This window comes from Erythrobacter sp. W302b (assembly GCF_046452395.1).
Lineage (GTDB): Bacteria > Pseudomonadota > Alphaproteobacteria > Sphingomonadales > Sphingomonadaceae > Erythrobacter.
Genome location: NZ_JBKFDH010000001.1, coordinates 1983905 through 2005801 on the forward strand (window position 1 = coordinate 1983905; position 21897 = coordinate 2005801).

Annotated in this window: 22 protein-coding genes; 13 read left to right on the forward strand and 9 right to left on the reverse strand. The window is 66.1% G+C overall.

Going from position 1 to position 21897, the window contains the following annotated elements; all coding sequences use genetic code 11:
• Positions 1-335: 335 nt before the first annotated feature.
• From ACLBKT_RS09640 to ACLBKT_RS09660, 5 genes are all read right to left on the reverse strand, one after another.
• Positions 336-1142: a hypothetical protein gene (locus ACLBKT_RS09640; RefSeq protein ID WP_410182696.1), complete on the reverse strand. Its 807-nt coding sequence runs from the start codon at positions 1140-1142 to the stop codon at positions 336-338.
• Positions 1123-1542, reverse strand: coding sequence for a hypothetical protein (locus ACLBKT_RS09645; protein ID WP_410182697.1), 420 nt, complete (start codon positions 1540-1542; stop codon positions 1123-1125). Before ACLBKT_RS09645 ends, ACLBKT_RS09640 begins: the two co-directional genes overlap by 20 nt.
• Positions 1539-2579 (reverse strand): cysteine synthase A, encoded by a 1041-nt coding sequence (locus tag ACLBKT_RS09650; protein ID WP_410182698.1) that lies wholly within the window; start codon positions 2577-2579, stop codon positions 1539-1541. The genes ACLBKT_RS09645 and ACLBKT_RS09650 overlap by 4 nt, the downstream gene beginning before the upstream one ends.
• 192 nt (positions 2580-2771) lie before the next feature.
• Positions 2772-3143, reverse strand: a complete 372-nt coding sequence (locus ACLBKT_RS09655; protein WP_410182699.1) for a DUF1905 domain-containing protein — start codon at positions 3141-3143, stop codon at positions 2772-2774.
• Positions 3144-3174: 31 nt separating this feature from the next.
• Positions 3175-3492 (reverse strand): 2Fe-2S iron-sulfur cluster-binding protein, encoded by a 318-nt coding sequence (locus ACLBKT_RS09660; protein WP_410182700.1) that lies wholly within the window; start codon positions 3490-3492, stop codon positions 3175-3177.
• 106 nt (positions 3493-3598) lie between these two features.
• On the opposite strand from ACLBKT_RS09660, the gene ACLBKT_RS09665 reads away from it, so the two are divergent.
• The 3 genes from ACLBKT_RS09665 to ACLBKT_RS09675 all read left to right on the forward strand — a co-directional run bounded on the left by ACLBKT_RS09665 (position 3599) and on the right by ACLBKT_RS09675 (position 7120).
• On the forward strand, positions 3599-4216 hold the full coding sequence (locus tag ACLBKT_RS09665; RefSeq protein WP_410183675.1) for a DNA-3-methyladenine glycosylase family protein: 618 nt from the start codon (positions 3599-3601) through the stop codon (positions 4214-4216).
• A gap of 61 nt (positions 4217-4277) precedes the next feature.
• Entirely contained in the window at positions 4278-6230 is a 1953-nt protein-coding gene (locus ACLBKT_RS09670) for an alpha/beta fold hydrolase (RefSeq protein ID WP_410182701.1), read from the forward strand.
• 83 nt (positions 6231-6313) lie between these two features.
• Positions 6314-7120 (forward strand): SDR family oxidoreductase, encoded by an 807-nt coding sequence (locus ACLBKT_RS09675; protein WP_410182702.1) that lies wholly within the window; start codon positions 6314-6316, stop codon positions 7118-7120.
• Here ACLBKT_RS09675 and ACLBKT_RS09680 read toward each other — a convergent pair whose 3' ends face one another.
• On the reverse strand, positions 7121-8269 hold the full coding sequence (locus ACLBKT_RS09680; RefSeq protein WP_410182703.1) for a hypothetical protein: 1149 nt from the start codon (positions 8267-8269) through the stop codon (positions 7121-7123).
• Complete coding sequence (locus tag ACLBKT_RS09685; protein WP_410182704.1) at positions 8266-8565, reverse strand: 4a-hydroxytetrahydrobiopterin dehydratase; 300 nt, start codon at positions 8563-8565, stop codon at positions 8266-8268. The genes ACLBKT_RS09680 and ACLBKT_RS09685 overlap by 4 nt, the downstream gene beginning before the upstream one ends.
• Before the next feature lie 65 nt (positions 8566-8630).
• On the opposite strand from ACLBKT_RS09685, the gene ccmA reads away from it, so the two are divergent.
• The 3 genes from ccmA to ACLBKT_RS09700 are packed head-to-tail and all read left to right on the forward strand — an operon-like array spanning position 8631 to position 10560.
• Positions 8631-9248 carry a heme ABC exporter ATP-binding protein CcmA gene (ccmA, locus tag ACLBKT_RS09690; protein WP_410182705.1) on the forward strand — a complete coding sequence of 206 codons (618 nt, stop codon included), beginning with the start codon at positions 8631-8633 and terminating at the stop codon, positions 9246-9248.
• Positions 9248-9898, forward strand: a complete 651-nt coding sequence (locus ACLBKT_RS09695) for a heme exporter protein CcmB (RefSeq protein WP_410182706.1) — start codon at positions 9248-9250, stop codon at positions 9896-9898. The genes ccmA and ACLBKT_RS09695 overlap by 1 nt, the downstream gene beginning before the upstream one ends.
• The gene (locus ACLBKT_RS09700) at positions 9898-10560 is read left to right on the forward strand and encodes a hypothetical protein (protein WP_410182707.1); all 663 of its coding nucleotides are present in this window, start codon (positions 9898-9900) and stop codon (positions 10558-10560) included. Before ACLBKT_RS09695 ends, ACLBKT_RS09700 begins: the two co-directional genes overlap by 1 nt.
• Before the next feature lie 114 nt (positions 10561-10674).
• Here the strand turns inward: ACLBKT_RS09700 and map are convergent, their stop codons facing one another.
• Both map and ACLBKT_RS09710 read right to left on the reverse strand, forming a co-directional pair.
• Positions 10675-11502 carry a type I methionyl aminopeptidase gene (map, locus tag ACLBKT_RS09705; RefSeq protein ID WP_410182708.1) on the reverse strand — a complete coding sequence of 276 codons (828 nt, stop codon included), beginning with the start codon at positions 11500-11502 and terminating at the stop codon, positions 10675-10677.
• 32 nt (positions 11503-11534) lie between these two features.
• A complete protein-coding gene (locus tag ACLBKT_RS09710) occupies positions 11535-12377 on the reverse strand; it encodes a PdaC/SigV domain-containing protein (RefSeq protein WP_410182709.1) in 843 nt (280 codons plus the stop codon).
• A 64-nt stretch (positions 12378-12441) separates the two neighbouring features.
• Here ACLBKT_RS09710 and ACLBKT_RS09715 point away from each other — a divergent pair, with 64 nt between their 5' ends.
• From ACLBKT_RS09715 to ACLBKT_RS09745, 7 genes are all read left to right on the forward strand, one after another.
• Positions 12442-13839 carry a leucyl aminopeptidase family protein gene (locus tag ACLBKT_RS09715; RefSeq protein ID WP_410182710.1) on the forward strand — a complete coding sequence of 466 codons (1398 nt, stop codon included), beginning with the start codon at positions 12442-12444 and terminating at the stop codon, positions 13837-13839.
• A gap of 109 nt (positions 13840-13948) precedes the next feature.
• Positions 13949-14311 (forward strand): hypothetical protein, encoded by a 363-nt coding sequence (locus ACLBKT_RS09720; RefSeq protein ID WP_410182711.1) that lies wholly within the window; start codon positions 13949-13951, stop codon positions 14309-14311.
• A gap of 4 nt (positions 14312-14315) precedes the next feature.
• Positions 14316-15245, forward strand: a complete 930-nt coding sequence (gene argC / locus ACLBKT_RS09725) for an N-acetyl-gamma-glutamyl-phosphate reductase (RefSeq protein WP_410182712.1) — start codon at positions 14316-14318, stop codon at positions 15243-15245.
• A gap of 220 nt (positions 15246-15465) precedes the next feature.
• Positions 15466-15804: a P-II family nitrogen regulator gene (locus ACLBKT_RS09730; RefSeq protein ID WP_410182713.1), complete on the forward strand. Its 339-nt coding sequence runs from the start codon at positions 15466-15468 to the stop codon at positions 15802-15804.
• 68 nt (positions 15805-15872) lie between these two features.
• Positions 15873-17282 (forward strand): type I glutamate--ammonia ligase, encoded by a 1410-nt coding sequence (gene glnA / locus ACLBKT_RS09735; RefSeq protein WP_410182714.1) that lies wholly within the window; start codon positions 15873-15875, stop codon positions 17280-17282.
• A 373-nt stretch (positions 17283-17655) separates the two neighbouring features.
• Positions 17656-18615, forward strand: a complete 960-nt coding sequence (locus ACLBKT_RS09740) for a calcium/sodium antiporter (protein ID WP_410182715.1) — start codon at positions 17656-17658, stop codon at positions 18613-18615.
• 110 nt (positions 18616-18725) lie between these two features.
• Positions 18726-21893 (forward strand): autotransporter domain-containing protein, encoded by a 3168-nt coding sequence (locus ACLBKT_RS09745; protein WP_410182716.1) that lies wholly within the window; start codon positions 18726-18728, stop codon positions 21891-21893.
• Positions 21894-21897: the final 4 nt, after the last annotated feature.

The following is a 21897-nucleotide window of genomic DNA, read 5'->3' on the forward strand; positions in this document are numbered from 1 at the left end:
TCATGACGAGACATGCCCTCCCCGTCCCGTCCGCGCGCATGCGCAGCCGGTGCGCCGACCCCACCAGCCGGACGCGATGCAAACAGGCATATCTGATGGACCCCGGTAATATCGGGGAAGATGTGGGTTTGGAAGGGTATTTTCCGGGAAAGGACGGGAAAAGTTGATATCTACATGATTATATTGATATTTTTGTCTTTCCTAAAGGTCGATTCGACGGGTTGAGACACCGCAAAAAACCCCGCCGAACGCACCGAAATCACACAGTTTCCCGCAGAATCCCCTGCCCGACCCGACTCCGAGTCCCGCTATTCCCGCGTTTTCCCGCGCCCTCATTAACGCAGCGCTTCCGCGACCACGGCGCGCATGGTCGCCCCGCCCTCGCCAGCAAGCGCCCGATGCTCGAACAGCGCGGCATCGGCGAGCAGCGTGACCTCGCCCTTGCCCACCCGGCACCGCGCTGCGGCGTCATTGGCGAGCAGGGTGCAGTCCGCCGCTTTGGGATCGGTGATGGTGACTGCGCCGGACAGGGCCAGCGGCAGCGCGGTGGCGCCAAGGCGGGCGGTGGTGACCGCCACGGGCTGATCCTCGTCGAAGCTGACCGCCAGCCCCCAGCGCGCGACCACGGGCGGTATCAGCGCGGTATCGACCGGGCGGCGCGGATCGCCCAGTGGGAGGTCATACTCGCCGGTCAGTGCCGGATCGAGCACCAGCAGCAACCGGCCACCCCCGCGCACCCAGCGATCCAGCGCGACATTATCCGAGGCTGAAAGCCCGCGCGGCTGGATGATCGCAATCCGGCGGAGATCGGCCAAAGGGTCAAGGTCAGGCTGACCCGCGGCGAGCGCGGGAATGGGGGACAGCGTGTCGAGCGGTTCCAGGGCATAGCGCCCCGCCAAGGCGGCGCGCTGCCACGGCACCTCGCCCTGCCCCTGCGCGATGGTGGCCACATCGGCACCCAGCGGCCAATACAGCGGCAGGCTGCTCATCAGGCCCATGCGTGTGGCGGGGCGATTGACCACCTCGCCGCTGATATCGCTGTCAGCCTCAGTCTCCGTTGCCGCCGGAGCGGCGCTGCACGCGCTCAATCCCAGCAGCACCGCGCTCAAGGCGGCGTGGATGCTATTGTTCAGGGGCGACATTGCCCGAAGCGGCAGGCGGCAGCGCGGGCACGGGCGAAGCACTGGGATCGGCGGCAATATCGGGGACCACCCCCGCGTCGGCCAGCGGATTGGCCTGCGCAGGCGCAGGCTTGGGTTCGGTGGTGGGCGCCGCTTCCGGCACGGCGAGATCTTCGTTGAGCTCTGCCTGCCCGCCGATGATGCTCGCCAGCCCGACCAGCAGCACCATCGCGCCGATCCCGAACATGCCGACCTGAAGGCGCTGCACCGCCTCGGCGCGGGCCTGACCTGCGGTGGAGATGTCCTCCGGCTCGGGCGCACCTGCGACCCGCGACGACGTGACCATGCGCCGCACGCCCGGGCCAAACAGGCTGCGCTGATTCATCCGCCGCAACCGCTCGATCAGCGAGAGGCGGCTCATGCGCTCACCGTTTCGGCGGACGCATTGCTGCGGGCAAGCCAGTCAAACACCGGCAGGCCCTTCGCGGCCAGCCAGTCGGCATTGTACAGCGTCGAAAGATAGCGGAAGCCCGTATCGCACAGGATCGTGGCGACCTGCGGATTGGGGCGTCCTTCGGCGACCAGCTCGCGGCCCAGCGCAACCGCGCCTGCGACATTGATGCCGGACGACAGGCCAAGGCAAAGGCCCTCTTCCTTCAGCAACCGCTCGACCCAGACGAGGCCTTCCTCGTCACTTATGCGGTACTGGGTATCAATCGGCGCGCCTTCGAGATTGGCGGTGATCCGCCCCTGCCCGATGCCTTCCGCGACCGAGGAGCCCTCGGCGCGCAGTTCGCCGTGGGCGTAGTAATTGTAAAGCGCCGCGCCGTGCGGATCGGTGAGCGCGATGCGGATGTTCTCGTCAAAGGCCTTGAGGCCCAAGCCCACGCCCGCAATCGTCCCGCCCGTGCCCGCCGCGCAGGTGAAGCCGTCGACCCGGCCGCCCAGCTGCTCCCAGATTTCTGGCGCAGTGCCTTCGATATGGGCGCGGCGGTTGGCGATATTGTCGAACTGGTTGGCCCAGACCGCCCCCGGCGTTTCCTCCGCCAGACGGCGCGAGGTGTGGACGAAGTGGCCGGCGTCAGCAAACTTCGTGGGCGGCACCAGCACCAGCTCCGCGCCCAGCGCCCGCAGCGTGTCCATCTTCTCTTTGGACTGGTTGTCAGGCATGACGATGATCGTCTTGTAACCCTTGGCATTGGCGACCAGCGCGACGCCGATACCGGTGTTGCCCGCCGTGCCTTCGACCACCGTGCCGCCGGGTCGCAATTCGCCCCGCGTCTCGGCATCGCGGATGATCCAGAGCGCCGCGCGGTCCTTCACCGAAGAGCCGGGGTTGGCAAATTCGCACTTGCCGTAGATGTCGCAGCCAGCCGCTTCACTGGGCCCGGCAAGGCGGACGACGGGGGTATTGCCGATAAGCGCGAGCGTGTCGCCAAAGGGGCGGGTAATGTTCATGGGGACTGAATTAGGCGCTCGGAGCGCCGGGGGCAATGTCGAAGAGGCAAAGTCCCTCCCCGTTCCGTCGGAATGGGGAGGTGGCGCGCGCCGCGAGGCGCGTGACGGAGGGGTAGGCGGCTGGGCATTACCCCTCCGACCGAGGCCTGCGGCCTCGCCCACCTCCCCATTGCTGTGCAACGGGGAGGGACGTTACGATGCAAGCGCTAGCCGCGCTTCCACCACCATCCCTTCGGTGATCTTCTCGGCCTTGCGCACCGCGGCCTTCAGTGGAAGCAGCCAACCGCTCGCCTGCTTGGACGGGAAGAGCGAGGTGCGCCACGTGGTGTTGCCGATGGTCGCCTCGACATAGACCGAGCCCCAGGCGGCGGCGTTGACCGCGCCCGCGCGGATTGCCTGCGCGGTCTCGCCATCAATCGTCAGGAAATACCACGCGCCCTTCGCTGGCGCGCCGTCGCTGCCCTGCCAGAGCCACACGGGCCCGCGCACATCCCACGGACCCGCAGAGCCCGTGGGAGCATGACCCAACTCATCACGCAGGAACCGGGCGAGGTCAGCGTCCATCCTGTCCGCCTTGCCCCGCCCTTCGAAAAGCTCAGTCTTCCGGAGCGATCGTGACGTGCAGACCATCGAGTTCGGCGGTCAGCGGAATCTGGCACGACAGGCGCGAGGTCGGGGCGCGGTGGTCGGAGGATTCGAGCAGGTCGTCCTCGTCTTCGCTCATCTTCGGCAGCTTGTCGGCGAAGGCGGGATCGACATGAATGTGGCAGGTCGCGCAGGAACAGCACCCGCCGCACAGGGCCAGCAGCTCGTCAAATCCATTGTCGCGGATCGCTTCCATCACCGTGAGGCCCTCGCCGACGGCAATCTCGCTGGTTTCGCCTTCGCGGTTGGTGACGACCAGTCTGGGCATGGATCGAAGTTCCTTTTCGGCTATTGGGCGCAAGGATCTGCGCTGTGAGGGTGCTCGCGGGCTGCTATGACAGTCTGGCGCGCAAGGCAAGTTAAGGAAAGTGGCAGTGGGGCTGACGGCGAAAAAATTGCGCGAAGATCTCGATGCGCTGGCGCAGCGCGAACCGCGACTGGCCGCGGCGCTGGAGCGGGTCGGCTATCCCGAAGCGCGCGTCCGCGAGGCGGGATTCGCGACCATGCTGCGCACGATCATCGGCCAGCAGGTCTCGGTCGCTTCGGCCGCATCGGTGTGGAACAAGCTGGAGGCGGAGCTGGGGGCGGATTTCACCCCGGCCTGCCTGCTGTCGCGCGATTTCGACACCTTGCGCGCCTGCGGGCTGTCCCGCCAGAAGCAGGGCTATGCCCGGTCCCTGTGCGAATTGGCGCATTCGGGCGAGCTCGATCTGCACAACCTGCCCGCCGATGACGAGGAGGCGATTGCGCTGCTCACCCGGATCAAGGGGATCGGGCGCTGGTCGGCGGAGATCTACCTGCTGTTTGCCGAGGGCCGCGCCGATATCTGGCCCGCAGGCGATCTGGCGGTGCAGGAGGGCGTGAAGCGCCTGCTCGATCTGGAGGAACGCCCCGCCGAAAAAGCCACCCGCGCGCTGGCTGAACCATGGTCGCCGCAGCGCGGCAGCATGGCGATCTTCACCTGGCACTTCTACGCCAACCCGGCGCTGTAACGCGGCAAGGCCGCTTGAAGCTGCCCGCATGGTGTCTTAACTGCGCAATACAGGAGAGACCATGACCCACAGTGCCCCCCTTATTCCGCGCGCCGCTCTGTTCGGCAATCCGACCCGCGCCGCCGGACAGATCAGCCCCGACGGCCAATGGCTGAGCTGGCTCGCGCCCAAGGACGGCGTGCTCAACATCTGGCTCGCCCCAGCGAGCGATCCGCAGGCGGCGCGCGCTGTCACGCAGGCGGTCGAGCGCCCGATCCGCCAGTATTTCTGGTCGCCCGATGCCAGCGCGGTGATGTATATTCAGGACAAGGGCGGGGACGAGAACTTCCTGCTCTACCGCGTCGATGTAACCACCGGGGCCGAGACCACCCTCACCCCGTTCGACAACACCCGCGTCCAGCTGGTCGGCGCATCGACCACGCGGAAGGACAAGCTGCTGCTTGGCCTCAACAACCGCGATCCGCAGTGGCACGATATCCACCTGCTCGACCTCACGACCGGCGAGTTGACGCTGGTGCTGGAGAACAATGCCTATGCCGGGTTCGAAGCGGATGACACGCTGACTCTGCGCATGGCGATGCAACAGAACGAAGCGGGCGGGACGGATTACTTCCGCGTGGTGGACAACGTGGTCGAGCCTGAGCCGTTCGAAACGTCGGCAATGGAGGATGCGCTCACCACCGCGCCTGCGGGCTATACCAGCGACGGGGCGACGCTCTACTGGATCGACAGCCGCGGGCGGAACACCGCGGCCCTGTTCGCACAGGACACCGCCACGGGCGAGCGCCGCCTTATCGCCGAGGATGAGCGCGCCGATATCGTCAGCACCCTGCGCCATCCGGTCACCGGCGTGGTGGAGGCCTATGCCGTCGATTATCTCACCCGCAGCTGGATCGCGATTGAGCCCGCCATCTCCGCTGCGCTCGCGTGGCTGAGCGAGCGGCTGGAAGGCGAATTCAGTGTCCAGAGCCGCACCGACGATGACAGCGTCTGGATCATCGCCAATGACCCGCTGACCAAGCCGGTGCGCACCTTCATCTTCGACCGCGTAACCCAGACGCTGATCCCGTTCTACGTTTCACGCCCCGAGCTGGAGGGAGCGCCGCTCCAGCCAATGCACCCGGTCGAGATCGCCAGCCGCGATGGGCTGACCCTGCCGTGCTACCTCACCCTGCCGCCGGGGAGCGACCCGGCCGGCAACGGCAAGCCCGACGCGCCGGTGCCGATGGTGCTGCTGGTGCATGGCGGACCGTGGGCGCGCGACACTTATGGCTTCAACGGCGTCCACCAACTGCTCGCCAATCGCGGTTATGGCGTGCTGAGCGTCAACTTCCGCGGCTCGACCGGGTTCGGCAAGGCGTTCCTCAACGCGGGCAACAAGCAGTGGGGCCTGACCATGCATGACGACCTGATCGACGCGGTCGACTGGGCGATAGCCCACGGCATCGCTGCGCGTGAAAAGGTCGCGATCATGGGCGGGTCTTACGGCGGCTATGCCACACTGGCGGGCCTCACCTTCACGCCGGATGTCTTCGCCTGCGGGGTCGACATCGTCGGCCCGTCGAACCTCGAAACCCTGCTCGAAACCATCCCGCCCTATTGGGCGCCGCTGGTAAAGACCTTTCACGAACGCATGGGCGACCCGCGCACCGAAGAGGGACGCGCGTTGTTGAGGGCCGCCAGCCCGCTCTACAAGGCGGATAAAATCATCAAGCCGCTGTTGATCGCGCAAGGGGCCAATGATCCCCGCGTCAAGCAATCCGAAAGCGACCAGATCGTGGGCGCGATGAAGGCGGCGGGGATCCCGGTCACCTATGTCCTGTACCCCGACGAAGGCCACGGCTTTGCCCGGCCCGAGAACAATATTTCGTTCTACGCCATCGCCGAGAATTTCCTCGCCGAATGCATGGGTGGGCGGGCGGAACCGCTGGGCGATGCGCTCGCTCCGGCGAGCGCACAGATTGTCGAAGGGGCGGAACACGTGAAGGGGCTGGAGGCGGCGCTCGGGGAATAGCACCGGCAAGTGTGGATCTGCCTGCTGACAAGCGTGTCAGTCCGCTCTAGACAGTTGCAAAACGCAATCGAGAGGGGATCACCATGAGCGTCCAGCGCAGCATTTTCATCACCGGCGGGGGCTCGGGCATCGGCCGTGCGACGGCGCAGCACTTTGCCGCGCGCGGCTGGTATGTGGGCATCGCCGACATCAACGAAGGCGGCATGGCCGAAACGCTGGCCGGGATTGCGGGCGAGGCCAAGTGGTCGGGCAAGCTGGACGTCCGCGATCGCAAGGGCTGGGACGCGGCGCTATCGGCCTTCGCCGCGGCGGCTGGCGGGCAGATCGATGTGCTGGTCAACAATGCCGGTATCGGCACCGGAGGATCGCTGTCCGAGCTCGACGCCGAGGAAATTGACCGCTGCCTCGATATCAATCTCAAGGGCGTGCTCTACGGCGCGCAGGCAGTCTATCCCTACCTCAAGGCGAGCGCGCCGCGATCGGCGCTGATCAACATCGCCAGCGCGGCGGGAATCGCGGGCTCAGCGGGCATGAGCGTCTATTGCGCCACCAAGTTTGGCGTGCGCGCGATCAGTGAAAGCCTTGATGCCGAATGGGCGGCCGACGGGATCACGGTCGCCTCGGTCTGCCCGGCCTTCATCGAAACCCCGCTGCTGAACGGCACCGGCAACCGCAAATCGAACGAACAGATTCGCGACAGGGTGACGGCAGCCGGGCTGGAGATCAGCCCCGTGGCGGATGTGGCGCAGGCGATCTGGGACGCGGTCCACGGCGACAAGCTCGATTACTTCGTGGGCGCGACAGCCAAGCGGATGGCCTTCGCCAAGCGCTGGATGCCGGGCAAGATCAGGAAGCAATTGCGCGCCAGTTCGGGGCCATTGGGGAGGTAATCAGCGCAGGCTGTCCCTCACCGCGCGGCCCTCTGCCGAGAGGAACGGGCGCGCCTCGGCCCACGGCAGGACAACCTCCTCGGTGCAGGCGAAGATCACATGCGGGAGCTGCGGCACGAAGACCGGGCCTTCGCGGGTGAGGCCAATCTGCCAGCCGGAGCCGCCGAAGCCATCGGCGATCCCGCATTCGTCACCATCTTCCCGCTCCGGCCAATGCGCGAGCACCGCTTTGCCGAGCGCATCGGACAGACCCGCAATGGCGCGCTTGGCGGCCTTCGGTTCGGTCTCGCTGTCCCCTTCATAGAACGCCAGCGCGCCGGGCGTGAACCAGGCTGCCGGATCGACTTCGGCTCCGCTGTCGCGGTCATAGGCGGCAAAGCCGGTGAAATGATTGGGATGCGCGCCCCCGCAATAGCTGCTGCCGCTGTCGCGCACGCCCAGCCAGCGGGCCGTCATCAGGATCGGCACCACCGCCTGTTCGAGGTAGCCTGCCGCGCCGCTGGCATTGGCCATGCTCCACCCGGCGCATTGCCCGGCGAAATGCGCCGTGGTGCCATCGGGCAACGCCGCGGCCAGCGCGCGGTTGACCGCCGGGTCGCCCGGCCGCACCCGATCAAGCGCGAAGCTGGTGACGCTGTAATCATCCAGCCCTGAACGCTTGGGCCCGGCATAGGCGAGTTCGGTATAGTCGGTGCCTTCGAAACGTGCCCGCTTGGCCGTGGTCTCGCCCCCCGCCAGCAGCGGCGCAAGAAAGGCCTCGCTCTCGCACGGCGTCCCGTATTCGGAGAAACTGACGGGGACAGCGGTCAGGTGAATGGGCCGCGTCTGGCCAGCATCCTGCCAGTCTCCCGCAAGGTACTCACCCGCTTCCGGCGCAAAGGTCCAGATTGCCCCTGTCGCCTCATCGAAACCGCGCAGTTCGCGCGCGACCTGCGGCGCGCTTTCATCGGTCGGCTCCAGCCGGACCGGCTCCAGCACGGCATCGGCGTAATAGGCCCCAGCGCGAGAATCCTGCTCGAAGAAGCAGGCGGTGATCGCCGTCTCACCAAGCGTGCCGCGCCAGATGCGGCCCTCCGTCTGAGGCTCTTGCGCGAAAACGGGCGCAGCTGTCAGCGCGAGCGCGACGAGCAATGTGCGGACCTGCATCACGCCAGCGCGTCAATCGCTTGCGCCAAGGTCGCATCACGCTGGGACAAGCCGCCGGTCTGGCCAGCGTCATGGGTGGTCAGCGTCACTTCGACCTTCGCATAGACATTGAACCATTCGGGGTGGTGATCCTGCGCCTCGGCCAGCAGGGCGACCCGCGACATGAAGCCCCAGGCTTGTGAGAAATCCTTGAACTGGAACGTCCGCGTGATCGCCTTGCCGTCGCGCGCCAGCGCCCATGCGGGGTGATCGGCGAGCAGCTGGGAAATTTCTTCGCTCGAAAGCTCGGGGACGGACATGGGGCAGGTTCCTTGAACAGGCGTCGCTTGTTTGCGCCGTCCCTTTTCCCTAACGCTGCGCGCCAATGCAAGCGCCCTTACCTGCCCTGTCCGCGCATGATCTCGCCTGCCGCCGGGGCGACCGACTGCTGTTCCGGCGGCTGTCGTTCGCTCTTGAATCGGGGGCAGCGTGCCATGTCACAGGCGCGAACGGCGCGGGCAAGACCACGCTGATCCGCGCGGCGGCGGGGCTTACCACGCCCTATGCGGGCGAAGTGCGCCGGACAGGCGCGCTGGCGCTGCTGGATGAGCGCACGGGGCTTGACCCTAACCTGCCGCTGGGCCGGGCGCTGACGTTCTGGGCGAAGATTGACGCAGTGGAGCCCCTCGCGCTGGAACGCTGCTGTGACCGGCTTGCCCTCGGCAATCTGCTGGATGTGCCGGTACGCTATCTCTCGACCGGCCAGACGAAGCGTGCCGCCCTCGCCCGCGTGCTGGGGCAGGCCGCGCCGGTGTGGTTGCTGGACGAGCCGCTCTCGGGCCTCGACACCGCGTCACAGGCATTGGTCAGCGCGCTGGTGCGCGAGCATTGCGACGGTGGGGGGATCGCGCTGATCGCCTCGCATCAGCCGCTTGATGTGCCGGGCATGACGAGCTTCGCCATCGAGGACTTCGCGCCCGCGCCCGCCGAGGCGGACGTCTGATGCTGATGCAGCTCCTGCGGCGTGACCTCGCGCAGTTCTTCCCCTTTACCGGGAGCGGCGCCGCGCTGCCCGTGGTGTTCTTCGTGGCGGTCGCCATGCTGTTCCCCTTTGCCGTCGGGCCGGATGCCAACATTCTCGCCAAGACCGGCGGCGGGGTGGTTTGGATCGCAGCACTGCTGGCGGCGATCCTCCCGCTCGAAAAGCTGGTGGCGCGGGATATTGCGCTCGGCTTCTTCGACCAGTTGAAGCTGCGCGGCATGGCGGAAGAGGCGATGATGGCCGTGCGCCTCCTGGCCCATTGGCTCAGTTTCGGCCCGCCGCTGGTGCTGGCGACCTTTCCCGCCGCCGCGCTGCTGAAGATCGAGGGCGAGACCTTCCAGATCCTGCTGCTGGGGCTTGTCGCAGGCACGCCGGGGCTGGCCGCGATCGGGCTGATGATTGCCGCTCTGACCGCGTCCTTGCGCGCGGGCGCCGCGCTTTCGGGCCTGCTGTTGATCCCCCTCGCCCTCCCCATCCTGATTTTCGGTGCCGGCGCGCTCGCCCGTCAGGATCAAGTGAGCCTCGGCTTCGTTGGAGCCATAAGCCTCGCGCTGGTGGCACTCGCCCCGTTTGCCGCCGGAGCCGCGATCCGGGCCGCAAGGGAGAATTAGTGAGAGCGCCTGAATCACACGTTCGCGCCAACACATTGATGGGCAATATCGCGCTGGGGCTGCTGGGCTTTACGCTGTTCGCCTTCGCGCTGAAGGCGGCGGCGCACCCTGAGGTGCAGGCGCGCTACACGCCGATTGTGGTGTTCCACGCGATGAGCATGGTCGCCTGGCTCGGCTTGCTCGCGGCCCAAGCCTTTGCCGCCGCCCGGTTCAAGCTGGCCGCCCACCGCGCCACGGGCCGCGCCTCGATTGCGCTGGTGGGCGCGATGCTGGTGAGCGGTTCGGTGATCTCGTGGCGGATCGGGCTGGAGCTTGGCCGGCCCGAGGTGACGGTGGCGAACCTCGCCGCCTTTGCGACTTTCATCCCGCTCTATTTCGCCGCGCTGCACTTCGCCCGCCGCCGCGACATCGCCGCGCACCGCCAGGCAATGCTGATCGCGACGCTGGCGCTGATGACCCCCGCCTATGCCCGCGTGGTACAGGTGCTGGGCCTGCCCGATCCGGTTGCGATTGCGGTGCAGGTGCCGATCACGGTCGCGGTGTCGGCGGGATACGACTGGGTGCTGCACGGCTGCGTGACGCGGCCGGTGCTGGCGATGCTGGCCTATTCGGTTGGGCTGGTGACGGTGATGAGCGCGGTGCTGGCGGTGTTGTTTTTGTAGGGAGAAGGTTGTCCTCTCACGCCTCCCCGGCATTGAGCTAGGTCCAAAGTTGTTTGGGAGAAGGAACAGCGGGGCCCCGGGTCAAGCCCGGGACGGGGGAGTCAGCTTTCTCGCTCAAACGTAAGGCGGGCAATCGCGCCCGGTCGGGCTCTTGGTGAAGATCTCGTTGCCCGTCTCGGTGATCGCGATCGAGTGTTCGAACTGCGCTGACAGGCTCTTGTCCCGCGTCACCGCCGTCCAGCCATCGCCCAGCACCTTGGCCCAGGGCTTGCCGAGGTTGATCATCGGCTCGATGGTGAAGAACATCCCCGGCTTCAACTCCGGCCCCGTGCCCGCCTTGGCGGCGTGGACCACTTCGGGGGCGTCGTGGAAGAGGCGGCCGAGGCCATGGCCGCAGAACTCGCGCACCACGCCGTAGCGGAACTTGTTGGCGTGCGCCTCAATCGCTGCGCCGATATCGCCCAGCCGCGCGCCGGGCTGGGCGGCGGCGATGCCGAGCATCAGGCATTCATAGGTCACTTCGACCAACTTGCGCGCCTTCAGCGAGGGCTCACCCGCATAGAACATCCGGCTGCTGTCGCCATGCCAGCCATCGACCAGCGGGGTGACATCGATGTTGAGAATGTCGCCATCCTTCAGCACCTTGTCGCCCGGAATACCGTGGCAGATCACATGGTTGATCGAGATACAGCTTGAATGCGCATAGCCGCGATAGCCAAGCGTGGCCGGGATCGCGCCCGCATCCAGCATCATGCCCCGGACTGCATCATCAATGCTGCCGGTGGTGACGCCCGGGCGCACCAGATCGGCGCAAGCGTCGAGGATTTCGGCGGCGAGCCGCCCGGCCTTGCGCATCGCGTCAAAGCCGTCCGGCCCATGCAGTTTGATGGTGCCATCGCGAAGGACGGTCTGATCGCCGTCGACAAGTTGATATTCGTGCATCGCGCCTACATAGCGACGGCCGCGTCAAAAAGCTACTTTCCCAGCGCAAAAGCCGCCTTGTATTCGGGCCTGACCGCCGCCAGCACCTCGGCGGTGACCGGGAAGGTCAGCTCATAGCTTCCCTCGGCATAGGACCCCGCGACATAGGGATCGGCGATCAGGCCGACGCGGTCAAAGTGGGTCTTGCTGGACGAACCGAGCAACACCGTCAGCTCCGCGATCTTCGGGCAGGGGAACGTCGCGCCGTCGGCAGGCTCCATGCCGAGCCGGGTGACGCGGTCGCGCTGGAGCGCCTTGCACCAGCGGGTGTAAAGCGCGTCCTGCAAGGCGGCCTCGGAGGCGAACAGGTCCTTGGGCGCGAGTCCCGCATTCGCGTCACGGTCCCACACCAGCCCGCCCGAGCCGCTGTTGCCGTGCGCCCCGCCGGTGTACGCGTAGAGGTTCCACGATAGCGACAGGAAGCGCGGAAGATCCGCAACCACGTCCCATGATTTCTGGAGATCGCGGTTGACGCAGGCAATGCAATCGCTGTCGCCGAATTCGCGCAGGGATTCCTGCCACTCCGCTTTCTGTTCGGCGAGCAGCTTGTCCCGTTCGGCAGTCAGGCGTTTGGCCAAGGCGGGGACGGCGGACACCTTGGCGGGCCAGCTGTAGCTGAACTCGCGCTTCGCCTCGCCCTCCTCGGCGTTGTCGGTGAAGTTGGTTGCGCCGGGAGCAGGCGCGGGCGGCGCGGCTGGGGACTCCGGCGCAGCAGGGGCCATGGCCTGATCGGTGCGCGCCCCGGCAGCCTTGTCCTCGGGCGCGGAACAGCCTGCCAGCATCACGGCGAGCATCAGGCTCGCCCCTTGCCCGATGGGATGCATTGCGGTGATCATCTGGCCTCGCTCTCCTGTCCGAATCTGCTGGTGACAATGATGTCGGGGCGATTATGGAACGGGAATGAGCGAACCCAAAGCACTGATCCGGCCCGACCGCGGCGAGGATGCGATTGCCATTCATCTGGTGAACAAGGACGGCTTCGAAGCCTTTGCCAAGGGCCTCACCGCAGGCCAGCGCGCCAGTCTTGCCGCGCAGAAATTCGAAGGCGGCGGGTATCAATATGCGATCATTCCCGACGGGGATTCGTGGTTCGTCGCCAGCGGCGTGGCGAACCCCGAAAGCCTTTCGAGCTGGTGCCTCGCCAAGCTTGCCGAGGAACTGCCGGAAGGCGTGTACCGACTGGCCGCCGGAGACCCGGGCCCGGCGATGTTCGGGTGGGTGACGGGCCAGTACCGCTTCTCCCGCTACAAGAGCGAGGACGCGTCGGGCGGCAAAGCGGGTCAGGGCCCGCGCGTGCTGCTGACCGGGCAGGTCGGGCAGATCGACGCCTATCTCGCCGAGGCGCAGGCCGAATGCATGTTGCGCGATCTCATCAATGCCCCGCCCGAGGACATGGGCCCCGCCGCGCTGGAGGCCGAATGCGAGAAGCTCGCCAAGGCGCACAAGGCGGAGCTGACCGTGGTGCGCGGCGACGCTCTTGAACAGGGCTATCCGATGGTCCACGCGGTGGGCCGGGCGGCCGCGCGCCACCATGCGCCGCGGCTAATGCACCTCGTCTGGGGCGATCCGGCGCATCCCGTGCTGGCCGTGGTCGGCAAGGGGGTGTGCTTCGATAGCGGCGGGCTCGACATCAAGCCGCCCGCGGGGATGCGGCTGATGAAGAAGGACATGGGCGGCGCGGCCCACGCCATCGCGCTCGCCGGGCTGATCATGGGCGCGCGGCTGAAAGTGCGGCTGCATCTGCTCATCCCCGCGGTCGAGAACGCCATCTCCGGCGGCGCCTTTCGCCCGGGCGATGTGCTCGCCAGCCGCAAGGGGCTGACGGTCGAGATCGACAACACCGATGCCGAGGGGCGGCTGATCCTCGGCGATGCGCTGACCCGCGCGAGCGAGGAGAACCCCGACCTGATCGTCGACTTCGCCACGCTGACAGGCGCGGCGCGGGTGGCGCTCGGCCCCGATCTGCCCGCGCTCTTCGCCCGCCGCGACGAGACCGCCGAGGCTTTCCTCGCCGCGGGCAAGGCGAACGACGATGCCGCATGGCGTCTGCCGCTGCACGAGGCCTACCGCGAATACCTCGCCTCGGATGTCGCCGACATGGCGAATTCCGCCGCCAATCCCTTCGCCGGGGCGAGCGTTGCAGGGCTGTTCCTCGACCGGTTTGTCGGTGAAGGCATCGACTGGGTGCATTTCGACACCTTCGCCTGGAGTCCCGCCCCCAAGCCCGGCCGCGCACGCGGTGGGCGGGGGCTGGGCCTGCGCGCATCGTGGCACGCGCTCCGCAGCCGTTACGCCTGACGAGATTGGGCCTGACCTTGCTCTCTGGACCGCTTGCCGCTAACGGGCCTGCCACGTCGCGCTTGGGGAGAGGCAGCGGCGGCACCAGTATCGGGAAGCCAGAAGCCAGATGAGCGGCGCGACGCGCAACCTAAGTGACTATGCCGTGCCGGCTGGCGTGCTGGGCCTGAAGGGCCCGGTCGAAAAGCCTGCGCCCGGCACGCTGCCGCTGCGTGGCGATCTGGCGCATATGGCGCTGGCAGGTACGCACCTCGCCGCGCATTACGTGATCCCGCATGTTCATGCTGTCGGCTCAGCCGGAGCCGGTCTCAGGCTGAACCCGCGCGGTGACGCCGAGCCATTTGCGCAACTCGCTCCCGGCACCCGGTTCGAACTGCTCGATGTCGCGGGCGAATGGGTCTGGGGCTGCCCGGGTCCGCACGGGCCGAGCGGCTGGTGCCGGGCGAGCGAACTCGCACCCGAGGAAGTCTGAGACGGTGGCGATCCGCCTGTTCATCGACGGTGCAGCAGGCACCACGGGCCTCGAAATCCGCGAGCGGTTGCAGGGGCGTGGGGAGTTTGATCCGATCGTTCTGGACGACGCCCAGCGCAAGGACGAGAGCGCCCGCCGCGATGCGCTCCATGCCGCGGACATCGCGATCCTATGCCTGCCCGACGAGGCGGCAAAGGATGCGGTACGACTGGCCGACGGGGCCGCAACGCGCATCATCGACGCTTCGAGCGCGCACCGCGTGGCCGAGCGGTGGACCTATGGCTTTGCAGAGCTGGTCGGGCACGACAAGATTGCCACTGCCCAATTCGTGAGCAATCCGGGGTGCTACCCCACGGGCTTTCTCGCGCTGGTGGCACCGCTGGTGCGAGCAGGGCTGCTCCCCGCCGACTGGCCCTACACGGTCAACGCGGTGAGCGGCTATTCTGGCGGCGGCAATGCGCTGATCGAGCGGTTCGAGAGCAATCCCGACATCGCCTTCCGTGCCTATGGCCTGCAACTTGGGCACAAGCACCTGGCCGAGATGCAGGCCTATGCCGGCCTGACCCATGCCCCCGTGTTCTCCCCGAGCGTCATCCCTGCGCACCGCGGCATGGTGGTCGATGTTCCGCTGCCGCTCGCCGCGCTGCCCGGTCGCCCCTCCCCTGCCGCGCTCCATGCCGCGCTGGAGGCGCATTACGCGGACAGCCCGTTTGTCACCCTCGCCCCCCTCGATCCCGTTCCCGGTGAGTTGCTGTTGCTGACATCCGCCGCGCCATGGGATGGCCTGACGCTGCACGTCTGCGGTTCGCCCGATGGCACGCAGGCCCGCCTGATCGCCTGCCTCGACAACCTCGGCAAGGGGGCGTCAGGCGCTGCGATCCAGAACCTCAACATCATGTGCGGCCTGCCCGAGACGACCGGCTTGCGTCTCTGACGCGGCGCGCTTTTGCTTAAAATTTAGGCAACCCCCGGTCAGATGCTGTGCACCATTGCGCACTGCACCATAATCTTGCTAACCGCAGCGCATTGGCGAAAGACATCCCTACCCTTGAGTCTTCAAGCGGCAAGGATCGTTCGCAGCCACCACCTTAGAGCTTGGCACGGTTCTTGTTAAGAATCTGTCAGCAAATCAGCCAAGCGCGGATGGGGACGACGTGAAAAAGATCGAAGCGATCATCAAACCCTTCAAACTCGACGAAGTGAAGGAGGCGCTGCATGAAATTGGCGTGTCCGGTATCACCGTCACCGAAGCCAAGGGATTCGGGCGCCAGAAAGGCCACACCGAACTCTATCGCGGCGCCGAATATGTCGTCGACTTCCTGCCCAAGGTGAAACTCGAAGTGGTCGTCGCCGACGATCAGTCCGAGCGGGTGGTCGAGGCAATTGCCGCCGCCGCGCAGACCGGGCGGATCGGTGACGGCAAGATTTTCGTCACCCCGATCGAAAGCGCCCTGCGCATCCGCACCGGCGAAACCAACGACGACGCGATCTGATTTTCCACCCTCTCCTGCCCAGCCAAACCGGCGGGCCGGCCTGATTTTATCTCGGAGGCACTACACAAATGTCGAAAGCAAAAGACGTCCTGAAGCTGATCAAGGACGAGGAAATCGAGTGGGTCGATCTGCGCTTCACGGACCCCAAGGGCAAGTGGCAGCACCTCACCATGGTCGCCAGCGTCATGGGCGAAGACGAGCTTGAGGACGGGTTGATGTTCGACGGTTCGTCGATCGCCGGCTGGAAGGCCATCAACGAATCCGACATGATCCTGAAGCCCGATCTCAGCGAGACCTGGATCGATCCCTTCAGCGCCACGCCGATGCTGATCATCAACTGCGACATCGTCGAACCTTCGACCGGCGACTGGTACAGCCGCGATCCGCGCACCACCGCCAAGCGCGCGGAAGCCTATCTCCAGTCGACCGGCATTGGTGACACCGTCTATGTCGGCCCCGAAGCCGAATTCTTCATGTTCGACGACGTGCGCTTTGAAGACGGCTATGCCGGTTCGGGCTTCGCGATCGACGACATCGAACTGCCGGGCAACACCAGCAAGGAGTACGAGAACGGCAACATGGGCCACCGCCCGCGTGCCAAGGGCGGTTACTTCCCGGTCGCGCCGGTCGACTCTGCGGTCGACATCCGCGCCGAGATGGTTTCGACCATGCTCGAAATGGGTCTGCCCTGCGACAAGCACCACCACGAAGTCGCCGCCGCCCAGCATGAGCTGGGCCTGACTTTCGGCAAGCTGGTGCAGACCGCTGACCGGATGCAGATCTACAAGTATGTCGTGCATCAGGTCGCCCATGCCTACGGCAAGACCGCGACCTTCATGCCCAAGCCGATCAAGGCCGACAATGGATCAGGGATGCACACCCACATCTCGATCTGGAAGGATGGCAAGCCGATGTTCGCCGGCAACGAATACGCCGGCCTGTCGGAAATGTGCCTCTACTTCATCGGCGGCGTGATCAAGCACGCCAAGGCCCTGAACGCCTTCACCAATCCGACCACCAACAGCTACAAGCGGCTGGTGCCGGGCTTCGAAGCGCCGGTGTTGCTGGCCTATTCGGCGCGCAACCGTTCGGCCTCGTGCCGCATCCCCTATGGTACGGGCGACAAGGCCAAGCGCGTGGAATTCCGCTTCCCCGACGCGATGGCCAACCCCTACCTGTGCTATTCGGCGCTGCTGATGGCCGGGCTCGACGGGATCGAGAACAAGATCCACCCGGGCGAGGCGATGGACAAGAACCTCTACGATCTGCCGCCGGCCGAACTCGCCGAAGTGCCGACCGTGTGCGGTTCGCTTCGTGAGGCGCTCGATGCACTGGCCGCCGATCACGAATTCCTGCTCAAGGGCGACGTGTTCACCAAGGACCAGATCGAAGCCTATGCCGAGCTGAAGTGGGAAGAGGTGATCCGCACCGAAACCACCCCCTGCCCGGTCGAATTCGACATGTATTACTCGATGTAATCTCCGGGCGCGGGGCGCCTGGCCCTGCGCCGGGACCTTGCGCCGCATATCATCAAGGCCGTCCGGGAAACCGGGCGGCCTTTTTGTATGGCATTATCGCCGCTTTTTTCGTGACGGCAGTGTTCGTCAGCGCTCAGGCGCTGCGCTGCGGAGGCTGAATGGCGGGGAGTGGCTGGGGAGCTGCCTTTCTCGTCATGCCAGCGAAAGCTGGGCTGACGGCGAGGGGGGGGGGGGGGTGAGTTCGCTCGCGCAACGGCCGCTTGTGCCAAGCGGCCCCATGCGCCAGCCCGGAGCCGAGAGAATGCGATACCGCGCTTCACTGGCCGTACCCGAAGCGCTAAGGCACCGGCGAGAAACGTAATCAGGGAACACAATGACCCATTCGATCCTGTTGGTGGCCGGTGGCCTTGTGCTGCTCGCGCTGGGCGGCGAATTGCTGGTGCGCGGCGCCGTGGGCATGGCGGCGCGGCTTGGCATTTCGCCGTTGCTGGCGGGGTTGACGATCGTCGGCTTCGGCACCTCGACCCCCGAACTGGCGACCAGCGTGCAGGCGGCACTGGCCGGATCGCCGGGCATCGCCATCGGCAATGTCGTGGGGTCGAACATCGCCAACATCCTGTTCATCCTTGGCGTGTCGGCGCTGATCCTGCCGCTCAACGTCAATCCGGCCGCCTTCCAGCGTGACGCGATCGCGCTGGGCGGATCGGCGCTGCTGTGCACCGGCGCGGTGATGCTTGGCGTGATCGGGCCGGTCGTCGGTCTGGCCTTGATCGCCTGCCTCGCCGGCTATGTCTGGTACGCCTACAAATCCGAAAGCGCCGCGCCCTGCCCTGAAGGCGCGCGCCACGAGGCCGAGGCGGAAGACCGCCCCGTCCCGCCCAATACCGGCCCGGTGATCCTTGGCGGCATGATCGTGGCGGGGCTTGCCGCCGCAATCTTTGGCGCAGGCCTGCTGGTCGACGGCGCGACCGTGCTGGCGAGCGCTGCCGGTGTTTCGGAGAGCGTGATCGGCCTCACCGTGGTCGCGGTCGGCACCAGCCTGCCCGAGCTGATCGCCTGCGTCATCGCGGTGCTGCGCAAGCACGAGGACGTGGCGCTCGGCAATATCGTCGGCTCCAACATCTACAATGTCCTCGGCATCCTCGGGATGACCGCCGTCATCAAGCCGATCGCCGTGCCGGCCGAGATCGCCAGCTTCGATATCTGGGTGATGCTCGGCGTGACGCTCCTGCTCCTCGCCCAATTGCGCAGTGGCTGGCGGCTCACGCGGATCGAGGGCGGCGTGCTGGTGGCGCTCTATGTCGGCTACACGCTGTTCCTTGCGACCCGCTAAGGCAGGGGTGCAAGGCCTACCCCCGATGAAAAGACAATTGTAATAATATCTTGCTGCGATAACCAAGGAGCGTTCGGCGGTTCGATCTGCTGCCTTGAGGAAACACCCGCTTGAGCGTTCCGCTGCCCCGCAACCGCCGATTGTTGACGGGCACGGCCTGTGCCGCGGTCGCGATGATGGCCGCCGCCCCTGCGCGGGCCGTGGTGCCGAACGAAGACAAGACCTCCGCCGATATCATCGACAATGCCGACGCATACCGCGGGGTCGGCATGTTTTACCGCGCTGACGGTTTCGTGTGCACGGGCTCGCTGATCAACCCGCGCGCCGTGCTGTTCGCGGCGCATTGCGTGAATGACATCCCCGAAGAGCAGTACAACCCCGACGGTGTCCCGGCCGCATGGTCGTTCAACGTCAACGCGCTCCCGGGCTTCCAGAACTGGCTCGCCAACAACTTCGCCAGCAATCCTGATCTGGCAGTGTTCAACGTCAACCGCATAGTCTGGAATCCGCGTTCGACCGAGGCCGCCTTTGGCCTCGGCTTCATCGAGGCCGACATCGCCCTCGCCAGCCTCGACACGCCGGCGGTCGGCATCCCGACCTGGGCGCTGCTGTTCAGCACCCTGCCCGCGCCAACGACCAGTGATCCGGTCCGCGGCACCGGCTATCACGTGAACATCGTCGGCTACGGCGCGACCGGCAACGCAGTGCAGGGCGCCGTGCTCGGCATCGACTGGCGCCGCCGCGCGGCCGAGAATATGCTGGGCGGGTTCTTCTCGCTCGATGATCGCGACAACGTCATCATCGGCCCCAATCCGCCGACCTTCCCGCAAAACCTCTACCAGATCGACTTCGATTCCCAGAATCGTGACGCCGCGCGCGACTTCAACATCTATCGTGACGATGCCCTTCCCAACGAAGGCATCACGGCGGGCGGAGATTCGGGCAGCCCGCTGATCCTCGATGCGGCCAACAACGCCCTTTCGAGCGAAGATCTGGTGATCGGAGTCCTGTCGGGCGGCTCGCGCTTCTTCGGCTCCAGCCAGCCGTTCAGCTCGCTCGGCACCACAAGCTTCTACCAGCCGCTGTCGCTCTACTGGCAATATATCACCGCGAATAACCCCTACCGCTATGTCGCCGCCAAGGCGGGCAACGGCAATTGGGAGGACGCCAACCACTGGGTCACGCAGCTCGACCCGATGGTCCGGGTGATCAATGCGCAGGGTCAGGTGGTGAATGGCCTGCCCACCACACCGGAGCGCGGCCGTGACGCAACCGGCGGCGAATTCGGCGTTATCTGCCCTGTGTTCGGCACTCCCGACGCCCAATGCACCAATCTCGCGGCCAACGAATCCGGTGCGGACCCGGGCACCCTGCCCGCCCCCACGCTGGCCAATGGCCTGCCGGGGGCGAGCGGCTTCGTGCCGAGGAATATCGACCCTGTCACCACTGCGACGGTACGGGTCGATCCGCGCTATTTCGACGTCACGCTCAGCCACGATGGGACCACCACGCTCAGCAGCGATGTCACCATCGACCGGCTGACGTTGCGCGGCAATGCCGAGTTGGCGATCAACGCGGCGGGCGATCTTACCGCGCTGATCGACATCAACCAGTTCGGCGGGCGGGTGAACGCCAATGGCGGCATCACCTCGGTCGGCGATTACACGCTGTTTGCCGGAATGCTCGAAGGCACCGGCACGCTCACCGCGCCGTTCCTGACCAATGTGACGGGCGTGCTCTCGCCCGGCACGACGGGCACGATCGGCACGCTGACGATTGACGGCAATCTGGTGCTGTCGTCGGGTGCGCAGTTCCATGTCGACCTTGGCAGCGGTGGCGTGTCAGACAGGCTCGCTGTCACCGGCATCGCCAATGTTGGCGGCGTGGTGAACACCAGCGCCCCGGTGATCGGGCGGGTCAACGGCTCTGACGAGCGCTATACCATCGTCACGGGCACCGGCGGCGTGACCGGCACCTTCACGCCCCGTTCGATCTCGGCGATCATCAGCCAGCGCTTCATCTATCAGCCCAATGCGGTGCTGATGGCATTCAGCGCGGCGAGCTACACCACGGTGATCGATGGCGATGATCCGGTTCAGGCCGCCTACGCGCAGCTGCTCGACCAGAACCGTTCGAACGCATCGCTGGAGCGCCTCTATGGCCTCGATTTCGCCGCAGTCGATACGATCCGCAGCACCTTCAAGGGCCTTGCGCCCGTCAACGAGCAGGCGGTGCGATCGCTTGCGGCCCAGTCGCTCAACCTGCTTCAGAACCTCAACGCCGCGCGGTTGCGGGAAGCGGACAAGGCGCGGGCGGGCGGAAGGGTCGCTGTCACGGGGCGTCCGCTCGCTCTGGCGCAGATGAGCCTCGCGCCGGTGGGCCAACCGCTCGGCGGCGCGCTGATGGCGATGCAGGACGGCGCTGTGACCACCAATTTGTCCGAGACCAACCTGCCGGAGAATGTCGGCATGTTCCTGTCTGGCGGCTATGTCTCCGCCAAGGCCGACAGCCTGCCCGGCGTCACTCCGAAGACCGACATCTCGGGCTATTTCATCGGGGGCGGAATCGAATTCTACCCGGGCGACAACACGATGGTGGGGCTGTCAGGCACCTACAACGCGCTCGAAGCCGAGGTTCCGCTCAGTCAGCGGGTGAAGAGTGAAACCTATGCGGCCTCGCTCTATCTGCGCCATGCTGTTGCGGGCGGCCCGGTCATCGACGCTCAGTTCAGCATGGGCAGCATGGACTTCGACACCCGCCGCGCCGTGCAGTTCCTCGGCACATCGCAGACACTCAAATCCTCCTCGGACGATCTGCTGGTCTCGGGCGCTGTGGGGATCTCCTATGACCTGAAAAGCCGCATCGGCACCGTCTCGCCGGGCATTGAGGGCCGGTTTGCCAGCGTCAATCTCGGCACTGTGCAGGAACGTGGCGGGACACTCGGCCTCGCCGCCGCACGCGAGACTTTCGAGAGCAAGCAGGCGCGTGCCGGCTTCGCTTACGAAAAGCTGGGCAAGGGCATCGCGGTCAACGCCAATGCCCAGCTGGTGTGGGAGTTCGCGGATGGCCCGCAGTTGCTCGGTGCGAACTTTGTCTCGGGCGTCGGACCGAATGCGACCTTCGTGCTCGACACGGCTGACCACACCTGGGGTGAAGTCGGGATCAGCGCGACCGTCGGCCATGGCCCGCTTCAATTCACAATCGGCGCTGACACCACCATCGGCCGCGACAATGCCGATGCGCAGGTGTTCCGCGGCACGGCGACCTATCGCTTCTGACCGG